This is a genomic window from Thiohalomonas denitrificans, assembly GCF_016841685.1.
Taxonomy (GTDB): domain Bacteria; phylum Pseudomonadota; class Gammaproteobacteria; order Thiohalomonadales; family Thiohalomonadaceae; genus Thiohalomonas; species Thiohalomonas denitrificans_A.
This window is the reverse complement of the sequence record NZ_JAENYR010000010.1, coordinates 1-24,219: the sequence shown is the minus strand read 5'-3', so window position 1 is coordinate 24,219 and position 24,219 is coordinate 1. Positions and strand designations below refer to the sequence as shown.

Genomic DNA, 24,219 nt, shown 5'->3' with positions numbered 1-24,219 from the left:
TTCACTCCGGGCAAATAGCTGGAGCGATCCATTGCGCCTTGGCGCCTACCCTGTTTGTAGGGGTTTCATGAAAGTGAGGAAAAAACCGTATGAAGTCACTGATAGCCCTGAGCCTCTTCATATCGTTCCTCACCTCCGGCTGTCTAGCCGACACTGCCCGCCCGTCGGAGCCCCCGGAGAAGGCTTCGGCCTCCGTCGTGGCTGGTGAGTTATTGGTCAGATTCACGGATGACATCGGTATCGCCGACGTCACGCGCATTGCCGAAGAGCTGGAGGCAAGCGTTATCGAACAACTGCCTCGCAACGTCTACCTCATACGCCTCCCGGAGGGTACGCCGATGGATGATGCCATGCGCCGGTTGACCGCGCAGCCCGAAGTGGTCTACGTCGAGCCCAACATCCGCCACCGTCCCTACTCGCGCTGACTTTCGGGAACACATAGATGACGACCCTTCTCACCCTTGCCGCCGGTCTGTTGTTTGCCCTCTCCGTCAGCATGGCCTCCGGGGCCCCGTCGAAGGCCGAACAACCGCCCCATTACCGTCCCGGCGAGCTGCTGATCAAGTTCAAGACGGGAACCGATGTGCGCGCCCGAGGCTTGACCATGGCGCAGGTCAGTGGACAGCGGGCCCGCACCTTCCAGCGCTTCGGCATCGAAAAGTGGACGCTCCCCGCCAAGGCTGACGTGAGCGCAGCCGTCCGCCGGCTAAGGGCCTCGAAACCGATCGAATACGCTGAGCCCAATTTCATACACCGGCCGCATGAGGTGTTTCCCAATGACCTGGACGCCAGGCAGTGGGGGCTTCTCAACGCCGGGAATTCATTGTCTTCGGGGAGTACCGACCCTACCGACGGCTTGCCGGGAGCCGATATGGACCTGCCGCGGGCGTGGGATCTGCAAACCCATGCGGACGCCGTCGTCATTGCTGTTATCGACGACGGCATCCTGCTCAACCATGAAGACCTGGAGGAAAACATCATCCCGGGATGGGATTTTGTCGCCGATGATGGAGATCCGACCGCCGGTCCCGATGAAGTGCACGGCACCCTGGTAGCCGGTGCCGCCGGGGCTAGGGGCGGTAACGGCACCGGTATCACCAGCCCGGCACAACGGGTGCAAATTATGCCACTGCGTACCAATTACAGCGTGGCTCAACTAATCGCTGCCTATCAATACGCGGCGGACAACGGCGCTCATATCATCAACGCCAGCTATGGCGGTGCCTATTCCCAGGCAGAGTTCGATGCCATTGAGCAACTGCAAAAAGAGGGGATCCTGTTCCTCGCCGCCGCCGGCAACGGCGGCTACAGCAATGACGACATTCCCAACGCCCCGTCGGGTTATGACCTGCCTAATGTTCTTTCAGTGGCATCCAGTCATCCCCAGGACGGCCTCTCCGTGTTCACCCAAATCGGGCCACGAAGCGTTGACCTCGCCGCGCCGGGCTCCAGCATCTACACCACGAGCTGGGCCAGGGACGAACAGGGCGATCCGGTGGCTACTTACCAGTTTGCGGAAGGAACCTCGTTTTCCGCCCCCTACACCGCCGCCGTGGCGGCTCTGGTCAAGGCCTACCGCGAGTCGGAGGGTGAAATCCCGCTGGACTACCGGGAGATGAAAGGTCGGCTTATGGCGGGGGTGGAGCGCATCACGGACGGGAGGCTGGCCACCGACGGGCGGGTGAACGCCTACGGGGCGATGACGGTTCTCCCCCAACCCGTGCTGGTGATCTCTTCCTGGCGCATCGACGATGCTGCCGGCAACGGCAATAGCCAACTGGACCCGGGGGAGAACGCTACGCTGCGGGTTGTAATTGCCAATCAGTGGCGCGATGCCGCCGGGGTTACCGGTGTTCTCCACAGCCTCGCTCCGGACCTGACGGTCGTCGAGGACAGCAACACTCTGGCTTCCACACTCGCGCAAGGGACAGGGGCCGAGCTGGCCTTCACCGTTCGTATGGCCAATGATGCAACTGCCCATCAGCACCTGCCGCTGGAGCTTTTGATTTCTGCCGGCGATTACGGAGTGACCCGCCGTTTCGCACTCGAGTTCGGTGCCCTCAAACCCGCGGCGGGTGAGCTGACCCTCGATGAACGGATCCGGGAGTCAAACCCTTGGGACCGGGTGCACACCTTTCACTTCGAAGTGCCGGATGGAGCAAAAAACCTGAAGGTCACCACCGCCAGCACGGCCTCCGGTGCGGAAATCGACCTCCTGGTGCGCTATGGCGCCCGTCCTGCGCCGCAGTTCTGCTACTGGTACACGCCCCTGCCGCCCAATTGCATGGACGAGGAGACTCTGAGAAGCGTGGGAAACACGAGTGACGAGAAAATCACCATCGCCGCACCTGCACCGGGGCTCTACCATGCCAGTGTCATTCTGTTCACTCCCACGAACCGGGTCGGCCAGACTCCCGTCGATATGCCTTATACCCTGAGCATCCGCTTCGATCCGCCTTCCGGGGGCGGCGGAGGTACTATGCTATGGCTCGTTTTCGCGCTGCTGCCCGGTCTGGCGATTCAACGGCGCCGGGCCACTTGAGCAGGAGCCTGAAATCACCCTGCGAGCAGGACCCACAGACTGACTCCCACTGCCACCAGCGCAAGGCCCAGACCGATATTCACCAGCCAGCCCAGTCGGGCGCGTTCGACTTCGGCGGCGCGTTCGGCCTTTTCCACCTGCAGGGCGACAGCCCGAAGCTGTTCTCCAAGCTGAGCGATAAGATTGGCATTTTCCGCGTTCAAGGCCTCCAGGCGAAGCAGACGCTCGGAGGCGGTACCCGGGGACGGTTCCGTGGCGCCCGGCGCTCCGGGCTCCCGCCCCTTTTGCCACTCCGCATAGAGACTACCGGCGGTGGTAATGACGGGCCCCAGCGCTTTCAGGATGGGGATCACCTGGATAGCCATGAATCGCTCCTCTGTTTTGCCGGGAAGGCTGAAAGTCGACCTGCACTCTTGTGCACCTTCGATTTTAGCGACGGACTCGACAGGCATACAGCCTAACCGGACAGTGCAACCCCATACTTTCAAGCGAGTGAAGCAAGCGCTTGATATCAGGTCGTCGGCAGCAGGGATGCTGCCGTCGAGCCTACAGGGATGTATTCACGGCGTACCTGATATGTCAAGCACTTGCATCGCTCGCCATGCACCAAGCTTGTGACGATGCATTTACCCTGCCTACCCCCAGGGTGTCCTGTGTGCCGGTCGACCCAAAGCCGATCAAGGCCACCCTTTTACTTCACCTCCACCTCCGCAGCATCGACTCGCTGCAGACCACGGGGCAGCTTGTTGCCGCGCCGGCCCCGTTCGCCGCGGTAGTGGTCCAGATCCGAAGATTTAAGGGTCATATGCCGTTTGCCGGCATGCAGCACCAGGTTAGCCCCTGTCGGCAGAACCACCAGGGCAACCACGTACTCTTCGCGGGTCGCCACCTTCGCCGCCGGAATACTGATGAACTTGTTGCCCTTGCCCTTGGCAAGCTGTGGCAATTCGGAGAGCGGAAACACCAGCAGTCTCCCCTCGATGGTAATCGCCGCAATCGAGTCGCTGTCGGGGTCAGAGACCGGCTGGGGCGGCAAGACCTTCGCCCCCATCGGCAGCTTGAGCAGCGCCTTGCCATTCTTGGTGCCCGCCATCATGTCGGCGTATCTGACCTGGAAACCGTAACCGGCGTCCGAGCCGACCAGGAACAGGTCATCCGGATTTCCCATGATGGCAGCACAGAATTCGGCACCGGCCAACGGATTCACCCGCCCGGTCAACGGTTCCCCCTGTCCACGCGCAGAAGGCAGACTGTGGGCCGGGATTGAAAAACTGCGTCCGGTGGAGTCAAGGAAGGTCACCTGCTGATTGCTCTTGCCCCGTGCGGCATCGCGGTAGCTGTCGCCGGCCTTGTAGCTGAGGCCGGCAGGATCGATTTCGTGTCCTTTGGCGGCACGCACCCAGCCCTTGGCCGAGAGCACCACCGTCACCGGCTCGGCCGGGATCAGCGCCGTCTCATCCATGGCCTGAGCCGCCTCGCGCTCGACAATGGGCGAGCGGCGGTCATCGCCGTACTCTTCGGCATCGGCCGTAAGCTCCTTGCGCACCAGCGTCCTCATCCGCTGACTGGAGCCCAGCGTCTTTTCGAGTTTCGCCTTCTCCGTGGCCAACTCCTCCTGCTCACCCCGGATCTTCACCTCCTCCAGGCGGGCAAGCTGACGCAGCTTGGTATCGAGAATGAAATCGGCTTGGACCTCGCTGAGGTCGAAACGCTTCATCAGCACCGGTTTGGGCTCTTCTTCGGTACGGATGATGTGAATCACTTCATCGATATTCAGAAACCCGATTAACAGCCCTTCCAGCAGGTGCAGCCGCTTTTCGACCTTTTCAAGCCGGTACTCCAGACGCCGCCGCACCGTACGCAGCCGGAACTCCAGCCACTCGGACAGCATGCTGTGCAGATCCTTGACCCGCGGGCGCCCATCCAGACCGATCACGTTCATATTGACCCGATAGGTGCGCTCCAGATCGGTAGTGGCGAACAAATGCCGCATCAAATCCTCCAGGTCCACCCGGTTGGATCGCGGCATGATGACCAGCCGAGTCGGGTTTTCGTGGTCCGACTCGTCACGCAGGTCTTCCACCATCGGCAGTTTTTTGTTCTGCATCTGCTGTGCGATCTGCTCCAGCACCTTGGCCCCGGAGACTTGGAAGGGCAACGCGGTAATCACCACCTCACTCTCCTCCCGCTCCCATTTGGCGCGCATGCGCAGTGAACCGCCGCCGGTCTGATAGAGCTTCAACAAGTCCTTGCGGGGGGTGATGATCTCCGCCTCGGTGGGATAATCGGGGCCCTGAATGTGCTCGCAAAGCTCCTCCACGGTCGTTTTCGGCGATTCGAGCAAGCGGATGCAGGCTGTGGTCACCTCCCGCAGGTTGTGAGGCGGAATATCCGTGGCCATGCCGACGGCAATACCCGTAGTCCCGTTCAGCAGCACGTGCGGCACCCGTGCCGGGAGCACCGACGGCTCCTCCATGGTGCCATCGAAATTGGGTGTCCAGTCCACCGTGCCCTGCCCCACCTCGGCCAGCAGCAACTGGGAGAACTTCGCCAGGCGCGCCTCGGTATAGCGCATGGCGGCAAACGACTTGGGATCGTCGGGCGCACCCCAGTTGCCCTGCCCATCTACCAGGGGGTATCGGTAGGAGAAAGGCTGCGCCATCAATACCATGGCTTCGTAGCAGGCCGAATCGCCGTGAGGGTGATATTTGCCCAGCACGTCACCGACCGTGCGCGCCGACTTCTTGTGCTTGGAGAGGGCGCTGAGCCCGAGTTCACTCATGGCATAGATAATGCGCCGCTGAACCGGTTTGAGGCCGTCGCCGATATTCGGCAGAGCCCGGTCCATGATGACGTACATGGAATAGTCCAGATACGCCTTTTCGGTAAAGGCCTTGAGCGGCAGCCGCTCTACTCCTTCATAATTCATCTCGGTCGATTCAGCCATGCGCAAACCCGCGGTTGGTTGTCAGTGAAAGAGAGCGCCGGAACGCCGGCTGCTAATCCTACCGGTACCGGCCTTGCCACGGCAATCCGAAGAAAGCCTACAGAACTGGGCCACGCTCCTCGCCGGAAAACCTCGGGAAGCGCAGGCGCGGATGGTGGTGCAGAGGAATATGCGGATTTCCAGTTCGGGCCGCTGGGAATACGGCGGCAGTCACTGGCTACTAATAGGGCAGTAGGGCGAAAAAACGGCGGCACACCGGCATTCGGACCGCCGGCTTGCGCATTGTGACACAACGTGAAGCCCATCCGGCGGCCGCTGCATTCAAAAACGGGAAGCTTCCCTGCCTCACCTAAATACTTCAGGATGGAAGCTCTTTCACCGCAATGAAGGAACCGAAATCGGGTAATCATTCGACAAGACGGACAAGAACACTTCGAGGTCCGTATAAGCCGGATCGCCCGGCGGCAGCGGCTTTGCGCGCATCTGTTTGTGGCAACGCACAAAGCGCAGGTGCAACGGCTCCAACTCCCCTACTGGCGTCCGATAGGTCGGATAGTGCGCCACATCACCGAATGGGGTCGTAGGGACTTCGCCGCGCAACTTGTGTCCCATCACACTTCCCGGAGTATGGCAGGATGCACAGGCGAAATTGAGCTGACCAATACGTTTGTAAAAGAGCTTTTCGCCACGCTGGTACGCCTGCTCTACAGGAGCCGACGAAAGGTCAACCTGAATCGGTTTACCTGCGCTTAGCGATTTCACGTAGAGGGCGCTAGTGGTATTGGCTGGCGAGCCCTGTTTGATCTGCTTCGGCAAATGGGTCTGCGAGCAGTGTTCGATGCGGGCCTCGACCGTCATTATCCGATCGAGCTTCTCATCATATTTCGGATAGTTTGCAGCAAGTCCTTGCAGTGATCCTTTACCCTCCGACAAACACTTGAGAAACTCCGGTTTCTTGCTGCTCCACGAGTCCACCATTTCGCGACCCTCTTCCACCCCGATGTGCCCCGGGTGCATATCGACCCGATCACCATCCTTGTGTTTATGGTTCAGTTTCCAGACATTGTCCGGGTCATCTTGCAGAGAAGCATTTTTATTCAAGGCCTCTTTGCTACCCCAATATTGAATCGTATTGGAGAACCCCTGATCTCCCCAAACTCCCTGCTCCGGGACGATTGGAGTACGCGGATACCTATCCTCGGTTTCAACGGCCCAGGCGGAGGCAGCAAAGATACCAGCGAGTGCAACGAACATGGCTTTCGGTTTCATCATGCACCTCTTAACGCGATGCCCGCAGGAAAGCAGCAACATCACGGATTTCGCGATCGGTCAGGACCTCATTCGTTCCAAATGGCGGCATAACGGTGTCCGGAAACTGCCAGCGGTTGTCATATACCATTGCGTATATTTCGGCAGCAGTTCGGCCCGACGAGCCGTAGCGGCTCAAATCGGGACCTCGCGTGCCTGACTGCGACCCGCCATTCATTCGGTGACACGCCAGGCAGTTGCCCTTTTTCCGTTTGAAGGCGATTTGTTTCCCCCTTTCCGGATCACCCAAAGAGAGGTCTTGCGGCATCTTTTTCACGACCGGCCGCACACCGATTTTTCCGCAAGGTGCCGTGTAACTCAAACATGGGAACTCCGAAGGCTTTGCCACCTTCTCCTTCTGTTCCGCCGTCACCTGTGCACTGACCGTCAGCATGACGCACACAGGCAACAAAAAACTCACAACGCGTCTGATTGACATATCCCCCATCCTCCTGGTTTTTTATGGCTATTATCGAAGAGTCAAGAATGACTGCATTCCTCGTGAATAATTTCGCGATTCACCCCTTGAATTTCGAACCACAGGGAACACGGGGCGCACGGGGAGAAAAAACTCGAACAACCTGTTTTACCCCGTGGTCCCCGTGTACCCCGTGGTTACAGCTCTTCACTGATTCGAGCCTGCGCAGCAGGGGGTACGGCTCGCAAGAAAAAAAACTCAGTCCCTGCCGATAGGGCGACGCGTCAACCAAAGACCTGAGACTTCGGCTTGCACTGACAGAAAGGATCAGCACCCGCGCCCTGCCCGGAAACGTGACTTGCAGGCAAGGTGAACTGCGCAGGCCTGCCCCGGCCCGCGCAGTGACTCACGATCAGGCGACCTCGGTTTCCTTGGACTCGCTGCCGCCCTGGTTATCAACCCAGGTCAGCGTTACGCGATCGCCCTTATCTGCGCCGCGGAAACGAAAGGTGAAGTACGGATTCTTCGATACGGAGGCGCCCCATTGTGCACTCATCACCTCTTTACCGGCATGCTTGCAACTGACTTCCTGGATAAAGTGGGCCGGGATTTTCTTCCCGCTCTTCTTGTCCTTGCGCAGGCCTGTCTCCATCGGGTGCTTGATCAAGGCCTTGACCGTAGTCAGCTCGCCTTTCTTATTGGCTCGAATCATGATGCTGCCAGCCATTTCTGTTTACTCCTGTTCTTGCGTTCTGATTGGCTGATCGTTCAGCCGCCACAACCACCGATCGTGACCTTGACCTCCTTGCGGGCAAAGAAGGTTTCATTTCCCACCTTCACCGTTGCCAGCACATCAGAAGTTCCGGCCATTTTCAGGCGCGTGGACACATAACCGTCTGCGTTGTCGGACATATGAAATACCGCCGCGAGCGGGTTCGTGTTGTTGACGACCGCAAGTCCAATGCTCTGTACATTCGCTATACCGGTAGTGACTGTCACCGGCACAACAGCGCCGTTTTCTGCAATCTCCGGCACCTGGATTTGAATGTCTTCACTAGCCTGAAGGCTGGTATTGCCATAGATGTCCTGCAGAAAACCCTCCACATTCTCTGCCTTGAAGACTTTTTCCGGCCAAACCGCCAATACCCGGCTTGGCTTCAACAATCCAGCACCAGCGGCAATCGCCATCGTAGCGCCCGCAAAAGAACCCTTGAGCAAGGTCCTGCGCTTTATGTTCATCGTCATATTTTTGCTCCTGTCATGATGCTAGTAACCAGTTCTGCCGATTCCTGGCCCATCTCCGGTGTTTGTTATTTTTCATCAGGAAACGGGATTTTTTCGATCTGATAGGTGGCGTGGCACGCCACACAATATCCGTATAAGTCCCCAAGCTGTTCCAGCGCCAACTGGGTATCGGCCATGCTTCCCGCATCCAACGCGATCGCATCGTAAGTAGTATGAACCTTGCCAGCGAGCTGCTTGAACGTTTCCGGAAGTTTGTTCACAACGCGAGGAGGTATCTCGTTGGCAGCACCACTTCCCATGGTGCGCGCCGCCGTCGCCACCTGTTCGAAATCATCACGGGCCAATCCATCGGCAATTTCCTGGATCGCCACGACAAAGTTCCGCATCTCCTCCAGCACCATATGACGCTCATCCGGCGGCAATTGCAGAACGATCCTCTGGTCGGGGTCTTTTAGTTGATTCGGTACTGGCTCTCCACCGGCTGCCCAGGCCGTAATGGCGCCAACCCCGACCGCACCCATCAAACAAATCCCGACCAGTTTTCCGTTTATACGCATTTCATACCTCTTCTCTTTTCATCATTTGAAAGCAATTACAATCCCTCCGAAACCGGACGCTCCCTGGCTACTGTTTTGTGAGCGCCCGGTGACCTATCGTGCAGTGCGATCGCTTGATGCACCTCTTCCATTTATTTGTACCGGGGTAACTGCTCACTCCCCCGTCATTCCCGCGGAGGCGGGAATCCAGAGAGCAGCGGCATGGCTCAAAATGGATCCCCGCCTGCGCGGGGATGACGGTTCGCCTGCGCGGGGATGACGAATCTCCTATGCCCCGCATGATCAACCGGGCGAGCAGTTACGTACCGGGAATCTAAAACCACCTGCTGTCGGAGAAGACATCCGAACTGTCCCTCCATGGTTATCTATCAAAAGAAGTGCATTATCCGGAGCCCAAGCACATCACCGACCGTCGATGTGGCGTTCTCGGCGTTCTGAGTCTTCACCGCAGCTATGTTCGGGTCGGGATGTTGCACGGCATTGGGTGCCTCCGAATCCCGAAACACATAGTTCAGGGTCACACGCGTCTTGGGGCTGATGTGATAATTGGTACCGATGGCAAACTCGGTAATGACGCGTTCATCCGAGGGACTCCATTTCGTGTTATCCGCAGTCTCATAAAGCAGATTATTACGTGACCAGCGTGCGTCGAACTGCCACTTCTTATTCAGGTAGAACCCGTAATCGATCGTGGTCCCACGCGCCTTGTTGCCCTCTTCCGCCGCAATCTGTATCTGGCCACCGTACGGACAGTCAGTGCAACTAGTCACGGCGGATTGTAGTACCATGCCGTCCGCATACATCAGATCAACCGCGAATCTCTGCTTGTATCCGCCGAGCTTTCCCAACGCTTTCATACCCACGCCGTACCTGATGCGATCAAAATTTTCGCTGTAAGTTCCGTCGTCCTTGATGAAGTTGCGTATGCCTTTTTGATGATAGCCATAGAACTTGACTCCATGCCTATACGGCCCTTTACCGCCAGGAAGGTCCTTTTCCGATGACCAGTATAGATTCAAATCCTTTTCACTATTGTTATCGTCATGATGAATTCCATTGCCGTTTCCGGCCATTACCGCATACGTGTGCTGCCAGTCGGCAATACGGAATGCATCAAAAAGCTGAACGCCCCAGTCCCGCCCGACGTCGGCATCGTAGGCTTCAGTAACAGGCGTCCCCTGATCCGGAATCGGTCGTGTGCCCTTAGCGTTACCGGTGACGAAGCGCTCGATCTGATCGCGTCTCGTGAAGTCGGTCAAGTAGATGAAATTGTGATTCTTGAGCGACTGCATAAGCTCTTCCGGCCCGGGCTTCTTGAAAAGCCCCGCTTTCAGCCGAGCCCGTGGGATGTGGTTAAACGTAACACTGGCATCGGTAAGAGTCCCGATTCTTTCACGATCGGTATTCATCGGTAAGTAGGTCGCCGCATTGGAACCGAACTGGGTAGTAATAAAGTAATTGGTTTTATCCGTGATCGGTCCCCGAGATCCCAAAACGAGGGCATTCAAATTGACCCCGCTATTCCTGTTTTCGAGCTCCGGACCGACACGACAGTTGTTTACGTAGTAGCCGTTATTCAGCCCGGGACCCGCGTTCAGGTTCCCATCCGCGGTACCGTCCGGCGCGGCCATACCGGACAATCGATCACACCCCAGGTAATTTGAATAGGTCAACGCAGCCGCACCAAAGAAGCGTGGTTCAGAATTTGGTGGCTCAGTTCCCTGTATCATTATCCAGTTCGCCGCATGGGCGTTTACTGAAAACATGGACAGCACTCCACCCGCCAAAGCGAGCACACTTTTATTCCACATCCGTCCTCCCCCCCTTTTGCAATAATCACGTCTTGTGTTAATCACAAAACGCGTGCTCGGTCATTATCAGACGCTAGATAAATGTCGCAATCTTTATGATAAACGAGCATGCAGGGCGAAGGTTCCTTTTATTTCATAAAAATCGTGATTGTCCAGCTAATAGAATACTACCCGGAAGTATCATAAAATAAAAAGATTAATTAGTTATATTTCAATATAATAAAATGATAAAAACATAAAAAAGAGTTTTAACGCGAAGGCAAGAACCGAGTTCCGCCATTTCTTGCCAGCTTTAAAAGATGAGGGAGTTTTTAATTCGAAATTCGCAGACGATAGAGTTTTTCAACGCGAGCCAATAGAAGCCCAGTATCAATATTACTTACCAAACGGTCACGGTCCGGGGCTTCGATTCAACACAGTACAAGGATGCGGCCGGGCCGGCACCCTACCGCACCGGTTCAGTGGTCGGGGTGATGGAGCTCGTCGGCGAGGACTTCTTCGAGGGAACCTATCGGGTTTTGCTGAATCAGAAGATCAGCCAATTTCTGACGCTGCTGCGCATCGAGTATTTCCCTCTCGGCCATCATCTGCGCAATCACGTAGTTTTGCTGCTGCTCCTGGACTTGAGATATGGCCGCGCGCTGGATTTCGATCAACTCCTGATCCGGCGAATCGGAAAATATCTCACGTATCATTTTTTCGCGATGACCATGGATCTGTTGCCAAGCACTGGTCAGGTCGTCCATAAAGCCTTTTTCCTTCTCCTGCCAGATCAGGCGCTGCTCTCCGTCCAACTCAAGATAGTGAACAAGCATGGTGTGCCCCTGGGCCGGCTTGGGACCGAGCCAGCTTTCGGCCAGATAGATACCACCCATGCCCAGAACACCAGCATTCAAGGCCAGCGAAAGGATCAGCAGAGTTGGCAGGCAATATCGTTTCATTTGGCGCGCACCCCGAAGCAAGCGTTGTTGTGAATGCACACTCCGCCAGGCGGAATCAGATCAAAGGCCCACATTCTGCCAACTAGTGGATCGGTCGAAGATGCCGAATGGTAAAAAACACCATGGCCGAGTAGTACCCCAATCGCCAGCATGATCCCGGCTGCCGCAGACAAGGAAATCGGGCTCCATCGACGCCAGCCCATCCCCATCACTTCAACAACATCTCGCTCGCATTTAATCCGTTCCATGATTTCCGGTACCAAATCCACCGGCGGCGCGCCATCCTCGTTAACTGCCGAACCAAGCAGGTGGATCGCGGAAACCGTCTCCCGACAGCGGGCGCAGTTGGCCACGTGTTCATCCAACGCGAACATTGCGGCTGAAGATAGCTCCCCGTCGACGTATGCGGAAAGCATCTCTATTTTTGGGCAAAAATCCATCTTTCAACAATATCCGCAGTTTCGGAATAGTTCACACAGCTTCGCACGTGCGCGGGCAATGCGAGATTTTACAGTACCTTCGGTCAAATCCAACAACTTGCCTATCTCCGAGTAGGTCATCCCCTCAAGCTCTCGCAAAAGCAGGGGCTGGCGGTAAATCTCTGATATTCGGATGAGTGCTTTCTCAAGAAACAGATAGCGTTCTTCAGCGTAGTGGATGTGTTCAACGGTCGGTTGTTGTGACACCGGTTCGTCGAGGCCATTGAGTGACAGCGGCCGATGGTCCTGGCGGCGGCGTAATTCATCGATCGCAGCATTGCTCGCGATTCGAAACAACCAGGATCGGAACAGGGCCTGTTCATTCCATTTCGGCAGCGCTTTGTAGACTCGCAAAAAGGTCTCCTGGGTAAGGTCACGGGCCTCCTCCTCGGAACCAACCATCCGTTTCAGGTAACGAAAGACGCGGTTCTGATAGCGTCGCACGAGTTCGGCGAAAGCGTCGTTATCCCCGGCCCCCGACCTTTCGGCGCACTCTTCGTCCCGAAGTTCGCGAAAATCCCTCCGTTTGGACCTGCCCAGGCCGCTCAGGATCGGGGCGATCGATAAAACAGACACCTTTAGCCGTACTCCGTAATCATTTATTGTCATAACGCACTACAGACATAAAAGTTCCAGGAATTTTTGATCGCTTTTAGCACAGGCAAACCTCTCTAGGAGCCTGTCCGAGAATAGGCTGACCTACTCGGCTCGGGCATCATCGAGAATAGGTTCCAGACACTCTCTACTACCGCCATCCATGGCGGCATGCGTCGCTCTAACGACTGCGTCCATGCAGTCGTATTCGTCTCCAATGACCGAAAAATCCCACTCAATCCGTCTTGCCCTCGTGACGGTCGCTATTCTCGGACAAGCTCCTAGTCGGGTTCTTCTGTTATGTGACTGTTTTCCATACAAATCGCAGCAGGGGACTTCCAGCTAGCACAGGCGGAAGATAGCTTGCCTGACGACGTTCGAGACATGCCGCACGCCTCTCATTATTCAGGGGATAAACGCCCGGGTATGTTATGGTGATCACTTCCCTATCGCTTACACGGCTCTTGCTGATATCCGGCTAAATCAGGTTGGCGAGATCGTACGGTATCCTCTGACCCCGGAAACCAGAGGCGTCACGTGTCCCGTCCTTCCGGTTTCTCTTCAGCTCGCCCCCCTCTTTCCCATGAGCAATCGGTACTCCGATTGTGGCTATTCTGCATGGTGCCCTCCGTCGATTGCGATACAATCGCTGTTCCCACATGGGTATCTCGGGCCGGTATAATGGTCGGATTGGTTTCGAAGCGACATTAGCGAACTATGAGTGAACCCCGCCCCTTTGAGCTCCGCGCCGGCATGCAGCTGATGCAGCGACTGCTGCTGTGCGACACCGATGTCGAAAGCTTCCGCCGGGCTTTGGAAGAGACCGTCACCCAGGCCCCGGGCATGTTTCAGGGAGCGCTGGTGGCGCTGGATCTGGCACCCCTGCAGGAGACAGAGGCGCTGCCCGACTTCGTGGCGCTGGATGCCGCGCTGCGCGAAGCCGGTATCATCCCGGCCGGAATCAGCAATGCCGGGCCGACGCAGGCAGAGGCGGCACAGACTGCCGGCTGGAAACTATTGGGCGGGCAGCGAGAAAGGGCGGTTGAAGAGGCTCCCAAACCGGAATCCGACCGCACTCCGGTGCGCGTCGTCAGCCAGCCGGTCCGCTCGGGACAGCAGATCCATACCCTCGGCGATCTGATTCTGCTGGCTCCGGTCAGTGCCGGCGCGGAGGTGTTGGCGGGCGGTTCTATCTACGTCCACGCGCCGCTCCGGGGCCGTGCGCTGGCGGGAATCCTGGGGGATGATACGGCCACCATCTCCTGCGCCGTACTTCATGCCGAACTGGTCTCCGTGGCAGGACATTACCGAACCTTGGAGGAGCCGGAGGCCGGCCAACGCGGTGGGCCGGCCTACATCCATCTTGATGGCGAGCAGTTGCGCATCGAGACCGTGTAAGATGCCTTGTACGCCCAGCGAAAGGTAGACGCCAGCAAAGGGAGGCCCAGGGGAGCGGGGAAGCATTCGTGTCGGCCGTCTTGTCAGGCGACAGGCCCGACCTAACTGACCACTATTGCGAGCAACACGGGGAGAGCGCATTGAACAGAGTAATCGTTATGACCTCCGGCAAGGGCGGTGTAGGCAAAACCACCACCAGTGCCGCGTTCGCTACCGGTTTGGCCCTGCGGGGTCACAAGACGGTCGTGATCGACTTCGACGTGGGCCTGCGCAACCTGGATCTGATCATGGGTTGCGAACGGCGCGTGGTATACGACTTCATCAACCTGGTCCAGGGCGAGGCCAACCTCAATCAAACACTGATTAAGGATCGGCGTGTTGAGGGGCTCTACATTCTGCCCGCCTCCCAGACACGGGACAAAGACGCCCTCACCCGTGAGGGCGTCGGCCAGGTCATCGACGAACTGAAGGCGGCCGATTTCGAGTACATCGTCTGCGACTCGCCGGCCGGCATCGAAAGTGGTGCCCAAATGGCCATGTACTATGCTGATGAGGCCGTCGTGGTCACCAACCCGGAAGTCTCCTCGGTACGTGACTCCGATCGGATGCTCGGCATCATTGCGAGCAAATCACGCCGGGCGGAGCAAGGGGATGAGCCGGTCAAGGAGCATCTTTTGATCACGCGCTATGCGCCGGCACGGGTTTCCGACGGCGACATGCTGAGCGTGGACGATATCGTCGAGTTGGTCGGGATCGGACTGCTGGGCGTGATTCCCGAATCGGAGAGTGTACTACAGGCCTCCAATGCCGGTCAGCCGGTGATCCTTGATGAAAAGGACCCGGCGGGACAGGCCTATTCCGACGTCGTCGCCCGTTTCCTCGGTGAACAGGTGCCGCTTCGCTTCGTTGAAGCGGTACCCAAGGGCCTGTTGAAACGGCTATTCGGGTGAGGTGAATAATGAGTCTAATCAGCTACTTTCGCGAAACGAAACCCAGCAGTGCCAAGCTGGCCAAAGAGCGGCTGCAGGTCGTGATCGCCCATCAGCGGGGCGAACGCAACAGTCGCTATGAGTTTCTCCCGGCCATGCAGCGGGAGGTATTGGAAGTGATCCGCAAGTACATCCCCGTCGACCAGGAACAAGTCCAGGTCCACCTCGAGCAGGAGGGGGACTATGAGGTGCTGGAGCTGAACGTTACCCTGCCGGACAAGCCTTAAGACTGTCGATTATTGGACAATGGTTAATGGCCTAGGGGCAGTAAAGCCGCTAGCGGGCCGCGGAATGGTCGCTTGGCAGAACCGCTTCTCCGGCGATATCAAAGTAGCGGCGGCACCACAATTCGAGACTGATCAGGGTAAAGATCTTGCGGGCTGCAGGTTGGGCCCGGTCGCCGCCATTCAGACAATCGGCAATCAGGGCGAGAAGCCCTTCCCGACGCCACAGACCGCGGTCGAGTGTCCGTGGCTCCAGCAGCAGTTTTGTCATCCAGTCGTGGAGATCCCGCCTCAACCAGGAGGCATAATCGGGTGCGGCACTGAGAGGCCGGCTGGCAGGCAGCAGGATGCCTCCGGATGCACGACTGAATCTCTTGGCCCATGCAGCAAGGCGATGATGGTATCGCAGCCTGCGCAGGCCGTAGGAGAGCGGCAGACCGCCTGTGGTCGTCACCGGCAGGCTGGCCAGTTCGGGAGCGATCTTTAACAGGGCGCGTCGATAGACGGATTTTTCGCCCCAGCGCAGCGACGGGGGCAGTGCACGGGCAAAGTCAACCACTTCGTTGTCCAGAAACAGGGGTCGTATCCGTGTCCCCTCAGGAAAGAGATGGGCCAACCGGCTATCGAGGCGGCGGGTCCACTGGCGCAGCGCCCAGTAGTCCAGCCGGTGGATCCCGTGGCGCGATGGGCAGCGTGCGAGGTCATCCCGAAACCGACGGAGTGCTGCACCCTCTATCTGTCGGTACCATCCCGGCTGAAGCAGTTGCGACAAATCCTCATCGCTGAAAACCCGCAAAGCCTCAAAATGGCGCTCGGCGGTAAACTCGCCTGCCCACTCTCGCGGGCGGGCGGGTTGCCCGAACACAGCGGCGCCACCACACCCGGTGACGATAACCTTGCAGTCGGCATCGACCGTTCCCCACGCACCGAGCCCGTCGAACTGGATGCAGCTCAGCGGCTCCGGACTGCGTTCGATACCCACGGGAGCGTCAGTTTTTAGCCGCTCCGGCCCCAGGGCATGAAAACGAAAGGGGATCCCGGCGGTTTCCGCAACCTGCCAGGCAAAGGCCGCCTCGGAACTGTTCGGGGCGCCGAAAGCCAATCCCACCAGGCGACCCCGATCAAGTGCCCCGAGGGCCACGCGGGAACTGGTCCCGCCGCTCAACAGGAAACCGCTGGTTTCTTCGTTCGCCTGCCTGCGGCCGGCACTGGCTCGAAGTACGTCAACAGCGCCTTCCACATAACTCCGGGAGGATCGGCCATTCTCCTCTTCGCTAAGAACGAAATCCCAATAGCGGAGCGTTCGCACACCGTGGGGCTCGCAGACATCGAAGGTTCCCGGGGTGATTTCAGACACGCCCTGAACCAGGGTGTCGTCGGCCTGGAACAGATTGAGCCCAAGAAAGTCAGCCAAGCCGACTGGGTTGAGATGGACCGTGAATGCAGGGTTGGCCAACATCGCCTTGGGGGAAGAGGCCCAGAGATGACGGCCATTCACGATGGCCGTGTAGAGGGGATGGAGTCCAAATCGGTCATTGCCCACCATCAGTCGCTTGCATTTTGCGTCCCAGACGACGGAGGCAAAAGTGCCATTCAGGGCCTCTATAAAACCCTCGCCCCGTTCCCGGTAGAGCTCCAGGATCCGGAGTTCAGGTGCATCGTGGCCATCACCAACCAGTTCGCCCTCGAACAGCACACAGCAGCTGTGTGAAGCATCCCAAAGTGGCGATTTTCCGCCACAGGACGCCAACACCACCTCGCCTTCGATAGCAATAGCGGGCTCACAATCAGGGCGACCAATTCCACGCAGCATTGCCGCAACGGTATGGACATTTTCTCCGTTACGGCCGCTGGGGTCGTAACTGATCACGATACCTGCCATAGGCCTCTGCTTTCCGGTCCGGGGTTGCGTGCTACCAGCCCTTCAGACAGAAAAGTATGGCAAGAAGCACCGGAGTTACCAGTGCCAATGAACAGTACCGAATGAAGAAGCCGTCCGAAAACATCGGAGAGAAACAGGCGATGTCAGGAGCCTACCGAGTAAACCCGGGCCGAGAGCCCTCTCGCCAGACGGCTACTGAATGAGACCAAGAATACCGACGATGATGAGGTATACAGCAACGATATAGTTCAACATCCGCGGTATCAGCAATATCAAACTACCGGCGAGCAGTGCCACGATGGGCTGCAACGTTACCATAGTCATGGAAGATTCCTTTCGCCAATCATTTAGTCCGTAGGGAACACATACTCACAAGCTTGGTGCTTGGCGAGCGGATGCAACTGCTGGATATCAGGCTTGCCGTGGATACGACCTACAGGGATGTAGGAAGTGAAGATGATGCAGGAGCCATCACTTCATCCCTGTAGGCTCGACGGCAGCATCTCTCGACAACGGGTCACCCGACCCTATGCTCCATGCATTGTCTACCACCGCCTTCCATGACGGCGTGCGTTGTTCTACCTCCTGCTTCCATGCAGTCGTGTTCCGTCGACCTGATATCAAGCACTTGCATCACTCGCTTCAAAACGCGGTTGCCCTGATTTACTCCGAGTATAGCTGGCGCGCTTCCCTCCAGGCTCGATTGCGAACCATTATGCCAGCACTTCCGCCAAATCCCCTTTCTGCTCCAGCCAAGACTTGCGCTCAGGTGAGCGCTTCTTGGCGAGAAGCATATCCATAAGCTGGTTGGTGTCGTCACCGGGTTCGACCGTCAGCTGCACCAGACGTCGGGTATCGGGGGCCAGGGTGGTCTCACGCAGCTGCATGGGATTCATCTCGCCCAGTCCCTTGAAGCGGGTAACCGCCACCTTGCCCTTTTTCTTTTCGGCGGCAATGCGATCCAGCACGCCCTGACGCTCGGCGTCATCCAGGGCGTAGAAAAGCTCCTTGCCCACATCGATCCGATAGAGCGGCGGCATGGCGATGTAGACGTTGCCGGCGGCCACCAGCGGACGAAAGTGGCGCAAAAAGAGCGCACACAGGAGCGTGGCAATATGGGCACCGTCGGAGTCGGCATCGGCGAGCACACAGATCTTGCCGTAGCGCAGCCCTGACAGGTTTTCAGAGCCGGGATCGACACCAATGGCAACGGCGATATCGTGTACTTCCTGGGACGCCAGCACTTCGGCCGGGTCCACCTCCCAGGTATTCAGGATCTTGCCGCGTAGCGGCATGATGGCCTGAAACTCCTTGTTGCGGGCCTGTTTGGCCGAACCACCGGCCGAATCACCCTCCACCAGAAACAGTTCTGTGCGATCCGGATCGGAGCTCGAACAGTCGGCTAGTTTGCCCGGCAGAGCCGGCCCCTGAGTGACTTTCTTGCGGGCGACCTTGCGCCCGGCCCGCAGCCGTGACTGGGCGCTGTTGATCACCTGGTCGGCGATGCGTTCTCCGAGATCGGTGTGCTGATTGAGCCAGAGGGAGAAGGCATCCTTCACCACACCCGAGACAAACGGGGCGCACTCCCGTGAAGAGAGGCGCTCCTTGGTCTGGCCGGAGAATTGCGGATCCGCCATTTTGACGGACAGGATATAGCTGAGCTTGTCCCAGACGTCCTCCGGGGCAATCTTTACACCACGCGGCAATAGATTCCGGAATTCGCAGAATTCGCGAATGGCTTCGGTGAGTCCGGTGCGGAGTCCGTTGACGTGGGTGCCACCCTGGGCCGTAGGCACCAGATTGACATAGCTTTCCGCAGTTGCTTCACCGCCCTCCGGCAGCCACACCACCGCCCACTCAGCCGCCTCGGTGGTCCCGCTGAAGCTACCAAGAAACGGCTCTTCCGGCAGGGTTTCCCAGCCCTGCAGGGCGTCCATCAGATAGTCCCGCAGCCCGTCTTCATAGAACCACTCGGTGACTTCGCCGCTGGCCTCCTCTTTGAAGCGAATGAGCAATCCCGGACAGAGCACCGCCTTGGCGCGCAACACATGCTTGAGACGAGGAACGGAGAACTTCGGCGAATCGAAAAATGTGGTATCGGGCCAGAAGCGCAGGGTGGTGCCGGTATTGCGCTTGCCCACCTCACCAATCACCTCCAGGTCCGACTTTTTCTTGCCGTCGCCGAAGGTGATTTTGTATTCCTTGCCGCCGCGCCGCACCCGAACATCCAGGTGCCTGGAGAGGGCATTGACTACCGAAATACCGACCCCGTGCAGACCACCGGAAAACTGATAACTCTTATTAGAGAATTTGCCGCCGGCGTGCAGTTTGCTGAGGATCACCTCGACGCCGGGCACCCCCTCTTTGGGATGGATGTCCACCGGCATGCCGCGGCCGTCATCCTTCACTTCCAGGGAACTATCGTTGTAGAGGGTCACCTCGATGCTCTTGGCGTACCCGGCAATCGCTTCATCGACACTGTTGTCGATGACCTCCTGGGCCAGGTGATTCGGCCTTTCGGTCTGGGTGTACATGCCGGGGCGCTTGCGCACCGGTTCCAGGCCCGAAAGGACCTCAATCGATTCAGCGGTGTAGTCAGCAGCCATAGGCCTGCACAATCTCCGTTCGCTTGAGCGGCCTGGATTGTAGCGCAATCCACCAGCGGACGCAGTGGGCGGTTCGGCAATCAAGGTTCAGGGGTTAGCAGCTAATGGTCTAACCACGGGAACACAGAGTAGCTTGGGGAAATCAGCGTAGCGACCGATAAGTGGAAACTCAGTCCAACGAGACCCCGAGGCGGCGTGCCACCTCTTCATAGGCTTCGACCACTCCGCCAATGCCCTGGCGGAAGCGATCCTTGTCCAGCTTGTTGCGGGTCTGCGCATCCCACAAACGGCAGCCGTCCGGTGTGAACTCATCACCCAGGATAATCCGACCTTCGAATCGGCCATACTCCAGCTTGTAGTCGACCAGCAGCAGCCCCGCGTCGCCAAACAGTGCTTTCAAGACGTCGTTCACCCGGAAGGTCAGCGCCTTCATCTGTTCAATCTCGGCCTCTGTAGCCCAGCCGAAGGTCCGGATGTGATATTCGTTGATCATCGGATCGTGCCGGGCATCATCCTTGAGAAAGAATTCGAACGTGGGCGGGTCAAGATCGATGCCCTCTTCCACGCCCAGTCGCCGGACGATGGAACCGGCTGCAATATTGCGCACCACGCACTCGACCGGGAGCATCTCCAGCCTCTTGACCACCGACTCGGTATCGGACAGCAAACGCTCGAAGTGGGTGGGTATGCCTGCTTCTTCGAGCTTCTGCATAATGAAGGCATTGAACTTGTTGGTCACCATGCCCTTGCGTGCCAACTGCTCGATTTTTTCGCCATCGAACGCCGAGGTGTCGTCGCGGAACTGCAAGATCAACTTGTCCGCTTCATCGGTGTTGTACACCGATTTCGCCTTGCCGGCGTAGAGTTCAGACTTCTTTTCCATATCGGCTTCCCGGATTTCGCCCCAACAGGGGCAATCGATAGTAATTCAGCGCGACTTCGATAATCTGTTCAGACAATCTCGCGCCAGCCAAAGCCCTCATCCTGCTCGGCCACCGTCACCCATTCCGGCTCACAACCCAGGGCATTGCTGATGGCGGCCCGCGCCAGATCCGGGTGATTATTCTTCTCGCTGAGGTGGGCGGCAACCACGTGCTGGAGCCCCGAGGTATTCAGCCGTTCCAGGACGCCCGCCGTCTGGGAGTTGCTGAGATGCCCATGTCCGCCGCCTACCCGCGCCTTGAGTGAGGGTGGATATGGCCCGTTGGCCAGCATCTCCGAGTCATGATTACACTCAATCATCAGCGCATCGCAGCCTTCCAACTGCGCTTCGATGTGCTGCGTCGAGCGGCCGGCGTCGGTCAATATCCCCAACCTGAAGGCGCCGTTGCCCATCACGAACTGACTCGGTTCACGGGCGTCGTGAGGGACCGGAAAAGGCCAAACTTCAAGGTCACCGATGGCAAACGGTTCATGACAGCTAAACAGCTCAATCCGGGGAAGCTCGCCAAGGTCCCGACGGCCCCAGGTACCCGGAGTCATCCAGACCTGTGTACCGTAACGCCGGGCCCAAACCCCTACGCCGCCGATGTGGTCGGCGTGCTCATGGGTCACCAGTACCGCATCGATCGAATCGGGTGACCGGCCCAAACGCGCCAGCCGCCGCACGGTTTCCCTGACGGAGAAGCCGCAGTCGATGAGAACGCAGGTACCGCCCTCTTCTACCAGCGCGGCGTTACCGCCGCTACCGCTGCCAAGAGATGCAAACCGCACCAGGCTAGCGCAACTGCTGCGTCAATCGCTCCAACACGATTTCGGCCCGGCGCGGATCAGCGGGATCGCCCTCGGCGCTATGCAGGGCAATACGAGTCTCGCGGTCATCGCCGCGAACCACCACACGTGCCTTTTCGCCGTCCTTCACCAATTCGCCGTCGCTATCGCTGGCGAACAGCTTGCTCAACCATCCCTTCTCGGCTTTCTGGCCGGCATCGGCCAGCTGGTCAACATAGCGAACGTAGTAGACACCTTGGGAGCGATCGCGATCCTCCACCACAAATCCAATGCGATCCAGCGCAATGCCGGTGCGTCGCCAGGCACGGTCAAAGCCATCGCGCACAACGACTTGCAGTTCACCTCCGGCCTTCACCAACTCGGCTTGCGGCCGCTCCGATTCAACATCGGCGAGCATGCGATTCGACTGTTCCGCATCAACCCCCAGATAGACCATCACGCGATTGAGCATCTCCTGAATCAGTTCGGGGTCGCTCGGACGCGGCTGCCAGACCAGCTCCCCGTCGCCCCTCATCTGCTGCTCCATTACCACCTGCTCGACGCCGTAATGAGTCAGATAGAGTTCGGTTTTATCATCATCAGTGCGCTCGAGGCGCACACGGAACTTGTCGCGTGAGGAAGCGGAATAGAGCTGATCGAGCAATTTGCGGAGGAACCCTTCCGGCTTGTCAGTCGGGTCTGCGGTCCAGCGGGTCTCCATGATGCCGATATCCGGTTCATCGATGGCGAGTTCGAAGCCATTCTCCAACCAGTAATCACGAACCTGCTGCCATACGTCTTCGGGCGCAGCATCAATCCGCAGCCATCGCTGATCGCCCCGGCCCTTCACCTCGACATTGCTCTTTTCGGAAAGCACCGACGAAGGTTGACCGCCGGCAGCCACGTGCTGACCGGATGAGATTTCCGGCAAGGAAGTATCGTCCCGGGCCACCGGACTGGTCAGGTCCGGCGGAATCTCCAGTGGTGGCAGCGTCTCAGCCTGCTGATACTCGGCATTGCGGGTGGATTTTGCGCCGCTGCTGCAGCCGGCCACCAGCGACAACAGAGTCAATGTCGCCACAATCAAAGTCAGTCTTTGCACCGAAAATTCCTCAACACTCAAAAATAGAGAACGCGCTCGCCTTCTACAGAACGCCCGCTTGGCGCAGTGCGTCCCGCACGGTTTCGTGGTGTGCATCCGAAAGTATGGTCAGAGGCAGACGGATTCCCGGCGGGATGCGCCCCATTTCATACAGCGCCCATTTCACCGGGATGGGGTTCGCCTCGACGAACAGTTTGATATGCAGCGGCATCAGCTTGCGGTTGATGGCCTCCGCCTTTTCACGATCGCCGGCAATGGCGGCTGCGCACATCTCGTGCATCTGCCTGGGAGCAACATTGGCAGTCACGGAGACATTTCCCTTACCACCCATCAGCATCAGCTCCATCGCGGTGGCGTCATCACCGCTGAAGATATCCATCCGCTCTCCGCAGCACTCGATCAGTTCCCGCGCACGCTCCATGTCGCCGGTCGCCTCCTTGATGCCGACGATATTGGAAATATGGGAGAGCCGCTCAACGGTATCCGGAAGGAGATCACAGGCCGTACGGCCCGGCACGTTATACAAGAGCTGAGGCACCGGAACCGCCTCGGCTATGGCGGCAAAGTGCAGGTACATGCCTTCCTGAGTCGGCTTGTTGTAATAAGGTACTACCAACAGGCAGGCGTCCACACCCGCTTCCATGGCGCAACGGGTCAGCTCGATCGCCTCCCGAGTGGAGTTGGCGCCAGTACCGCCTATCACCGGTATCCGGCCACCGGCCACATCAACCACCCGTTCTATCACCCAGCAGTGCTCGTCATGATCGAGCGTTGGGGACTCTCCGGTGGTGCCAACGGCCACAATGCCGTCCGTGCCGTTTTCAATATGAAACTCGACCAGCTGTTCCAGGCTCTGCTCGTCGATGGAACCATCGGCCCGCATCGGCGTTGCCAGGGCCACCAGACTGCCATGAAACATGCCCGTTCTCCAGCCGAAAAATAGAGAATGCATGGTACTTTGGCGCCTGTTTGAAGACAAGCGAACTGTTCCACAGGCGGGCGCTGCCAGAGGTGAGCGGAGCCTGCGCGCGACAGAACCACGGTGGGGTCCGGTCCCTGCAAATCCGGCCTCCACACCGGAGCCGTACCGGGCGAAAAAGCGGCGCCTCTCGGTTAGCTCTCCTGAAGAACTTGCCCTCCCCTGCTGTGATTCCGAGCAGCCTTGGCGACAAAGTAATCTCCTGCTCCCAAAACCCCAGATTGCCGTGTCGCTTGGGCTCCTCCTGATGAACTTGTCCTCGCTGTCATTACGAGGAGCCTGAGCGACAAAGTAATCTCCTGCTCCCAAAACCGCAGATTGCCGCGTCGCTGGGGCTCCTCCTGATGAACTTGCCCTCCCCTGCTGTCATTACGAGGAGCCCCGGCGACGAAGTAATCTCCTGCTCCCAAGACACAGATTGCCGCGTCGCTGGGGCTCCTCCTGAAGAACTTGCCCCCGCTGTCATTACGAGGAGCCCCGGCGACGA

Annotated in this window: 23 protein-coding genes; 5 read left to right on the top strand and 18 right to left on the bottom strand. The window is 58.2% G+C overall.

Annotated features, from left to right (window positions below):
* The first annotated feature begins 89 nt into the window (after positions 1-89).
* Together Q7L05_RS03505 and Q7L05_RS03500 are read left to right on the top strand one after the other, a co-directional pair.
* Positions 90-425: a S8 family serine peptidase gene (locus tag Q7L05_RS03505; RefSeq protein WP_303902010.1), complete on the top strand. Its 336-nt coding sequence runs from the start codon at positions 90-92 to the stop codon at positions 423-425.
* 17 nt (positions 426-442) lie between these two features.
* Positions 443-2,542 carry a S8 family serine peptidase gene (locus Q7L05_RS03500; protein WP_303902008.1) on the top strand — a complete coding sequence of 700 codons (2,100 nt, stop codon included), beginning with the start codon at positions 443-445 and terminating at the stop codon, positions 2,540-2,542.
* A gap of 14 nt (positions 2,543-2,556) precedes the next feature.
* On the opposite strand, the gene Q7L05_RS03495 is transcribed toward Q7L05_RS03500, so the two are convergent.
* The 11 genes from Q7L05_RS03495 to Q7L05_RS03445 form a co-directional block, all read right to left on the bottom strand.
* On the bottom strand, positions 2,557-2,907 hold the full coding sequence (locus Q7L05_RS03495) for a hypothetical protein (RefSeq protein WP_303902005.1): 351 nt from the start codon (positions 2,905-2,907) through the stop codon (positions 2,557-2,559).
* A 326-nt stretch (positions 2,908-3,233) separates the two neighbouring features.
* Complete coding sequence (gene parC / locus Q7L05_RS03490; RefSeq protein ID WP_303902002.1) at positions 3,234-5,489, bottom strand: DNA topoisomerase IV subunit A; 2,256 nt, start codon at positions 5,487-5,489, stop codon at positions 3,234-3,236.
* A 375-nt stretch (positions 5,490-5,864) separates the two neighbouring features.
* The gene (gene soxA / locus Q7L05_RS03485) at positions 5,865-6,761 is read right to left on the bottom strand and encodes a sulfur oxidation c-type cytochrome SoxA (RefSeq protein WP_303901999.1); all 897 of its coding nucleotides are present in this window, start codon (positions 6,759-6,761) and stop codon (positions 5,865-5,867) included.
* A 7-nt stretch (positions 6,762-6,768) separates the two neighbouring features.
* Positions 6,769-7,236, bottom strand: coding sequence for a sulfur oxidation c-type cytochrome SoxX (soxX, locus tag Q7L05_RS03480; RefSeq protein WP_303901996.1), 468 nt, complete (start codon positions 7,234-7,236; stop codon positions 6,769-6,771).
* Between the two features lie 391 nt (positions 7,237-7,627).
* The gene (gene soxZ, locus Q7L05_RS03475) at positions 7,628-7,942 is read right to left on the bottom strand and encodes a thiosulfate oxidation carrier complex protein SoxZ (RefSeq protein WP_303901993.1); all 315 of its coding nucleotides are present in this window, start codon (positions 7,940-7,942) and stop codon (positions 7,628-7,630) included.
* Between the two features lie 41 nt (positions 7,943-7,983).
* Positions 7,984-8,460, bottom strand: a complete 477-nt coding sequence (gene soxY / locus Q7L05_RS03470) for a thiosulfate oxidation carrier protein SoxY (RefSeq protein WP_303901990.1) — start codon at positions 8,458-8,460, stop codon at positions 7,984-7,986.
* 65 nt (positions 8,461-8,525) lie between these two features.
* Positions 8,526-9,017: a hypothetical protein gene (locus Q7L05_RS03465; protein ID WP_303901986.1), complete on the bottom strand. Its 492-nt coding sequence runs from the start codon at positions 9,015-9,017 to the stop codon at positions 8,526-8,528.
* Positions 9,018-9,385: 368 nt separating this feature from the next.
* Positions 9,386-10,828 carry a hypothetical protein gene (locus tag Q7L05_RS03460; RefSeq protein WP_303901983.1) on the bottom strand — a complete coding sequence of 481 codons (1,443 nt, stop codon included), beginning with the start codon at positions 10,826-10,828 and terminating at the stop codon, positions 9,386-9,388.
* Between the two features lie 458 nt (positions 10,829-11,286).
* Complete coding sequence (locus Q7L05_RS03455) at positions 11,287-11,769, bottom strand: periplasmic heavy metal sensor (RefSeq protein ID WP_303901980.1); 483 nt, start codon at positions 11,767-11,769, stop codon at positions 11,287-11,289.
* Positions 11,766-12,209: an anti-sigma factor family protein gene (locus Q7L05_RS03450; protein WP_303901977.1), complete on the bottom strand. Its 444-nt coding sequence runs from the start codon at positions 12,207-12,209 to the stop codon at positions 11,766-11,768. The genes Q7L05_RS03455 and Q7L05_RS03450 overlap by 4 nt, the downstream gene beginning before the upstream one ends.
* A gap of 3 nt (positions 12,210-12,212) precedes the next feature.
* Positions 12,213-12,824, bottom strand: a complete 612-nt coding sequence (locus tag Q7L05_RS03445; RefSeq protein WP_303901974.1) for an RNA polymerase sigma factor — start codon at positions 12,822-12,824, stop codon at positions 12,213-12,215.
* 735 nt (positions 12,825-13,559) lie between these two features.
* On the opposite strand from Q7L05_RS03445, the gene minC reads away from it, so the two are divergent.
* The 3 genes from minC (at position 13,560) to minE (ending at position 15,456) form a co-directional block, all read left to right on the top strand.
* Positions 13,560-14,240, top strand: a complete 681-nt coding sequence (minC, locus tag Q7L05_RS03440; protein WP_303901971.1) for a septum site-determining protein MinC — start codon at positions 13,560-13,562, stop codon at positions 14,238-14,240.
* A gap of 140 nt (positions 14,241-14,380) precedes the next feature.
* Positions 14,381-15,190, top strand: coding sequence for a septum site-determining protein MinD (gene minD, locus Q7L05_RS03435; RefSeq protein WP_303901968.1), 810 nt, complete (start codon positions 14,381-14,383; stop codon positions 15,188-15,190).
* Positions 15,191-15,198: 8 nt separating this feature from the next.
* Complete coding sequence (gene minE, locus Q7L05_RS03430) at positions 15,199-15,456, top strand: cell division topological specificity factor MinE (protein WP_303901965.1); 258 nt, start codon at positions 15,199-15,201, stop codon at positions 15,454-15,456.
* Positions 15,457-15,505: 49 nt separating this feature from the next.
* Here minE and Q7L05_RS03425 read toward each other — a convergent pair whose 3' ends face one another.
* The 7 genes from Q7L05_RS03425 to dapA all read right to left on the bottom strand — a co-directional run bounded on the left by Q7L05_RS03425 (position 15,506) and on the right by dapA (position 23,672).
* Positions 15,506-17,335: an asparagine synthase-related protein gene (locus tag Q7L05_RS03425; protein WP_303901962.1), complete on the bottom strand. Its 1,830-nt coding sequence runs from the start codon at positions 17,333-17,335 to the stop codon at positions 15,506-15,508.
* A gap of 192 nt (positions 17,336-17,527) precedes the next feature.
* Complete coding sequence (locus Q7L05_RS03420) at positions 17,528-17,659, bottom strand: DUF3096 domain-containing protein (protein ID WP_303901959.1); 132 nt, start codon at positions 17,657-17,659, stop codon at positions 17,528-17,530.
* Positions 17,660-18,048: 389 nt separating this feature from the next.
* A complete protein-coding gene (parE, locus tag Q7L05_RS03415) occupies positions 18,049-19,941 on the bottom strand; it encodes a DNA topoisomerase IV subunit B (protein WP_303901956.1) in 1,893 nt (630 codons plus the stop codon).
* A 169-nt stretch (positions 19,942-20,110) separates the two neighbouring features.
* Complete coding sequence (gene purC / locus Q7L05_RS03410; protein ID WP_303901954.1) at positions 20,111-20,824, bottom strand: phosphoribosylaminoimidazolesuccinocarboxamide synthase; 714 nt, start codon at positions 20,822-20,824, stop codon at positions 20,111-20,113.
* A 68-nt stretch (positions 20,825-20,892) separates the two neighbouring features.
* Positions 20,893-21,654 (bottom strand): MBL fold metallo-hydrolase, encoded by a 762-nt coding sequence (locus Q7L05_RS03405; protein ID WP_317623086.1) that lies wholly within the window; start codon positions 21,652-21,654, stop codon positions 20,893-20,895.
* Between the two features lie 4 nt (positions 21,655-21,658).
* Positions 21,659-22,753, bottom strand: a complete 1,095-nt coding sequence (bamC, locus tag Q7L05_RS03400; RefSeq protein ID WP_303901951.1) for an outer membrane protein assembly factor BamC — start codon at positions 22,751-22,753, stop codon at positions 21,659-21,661.
* Positions 22,754-22,796: 43 nt separating this feature from the next.
* A complete protein-coding gene (gene dapA, locus Q7L05_RS03395) occupies positions 22,797-23,672 on the bottom strand; it encodes a 4-hydroxy-tetrahydrodipicolinate synthase (protein ID WP_303901948.1) in 876 nt (291 codons plus the stop codon).
* Positions 23,673-24,219: the final 547 nt, after the last annotated feature.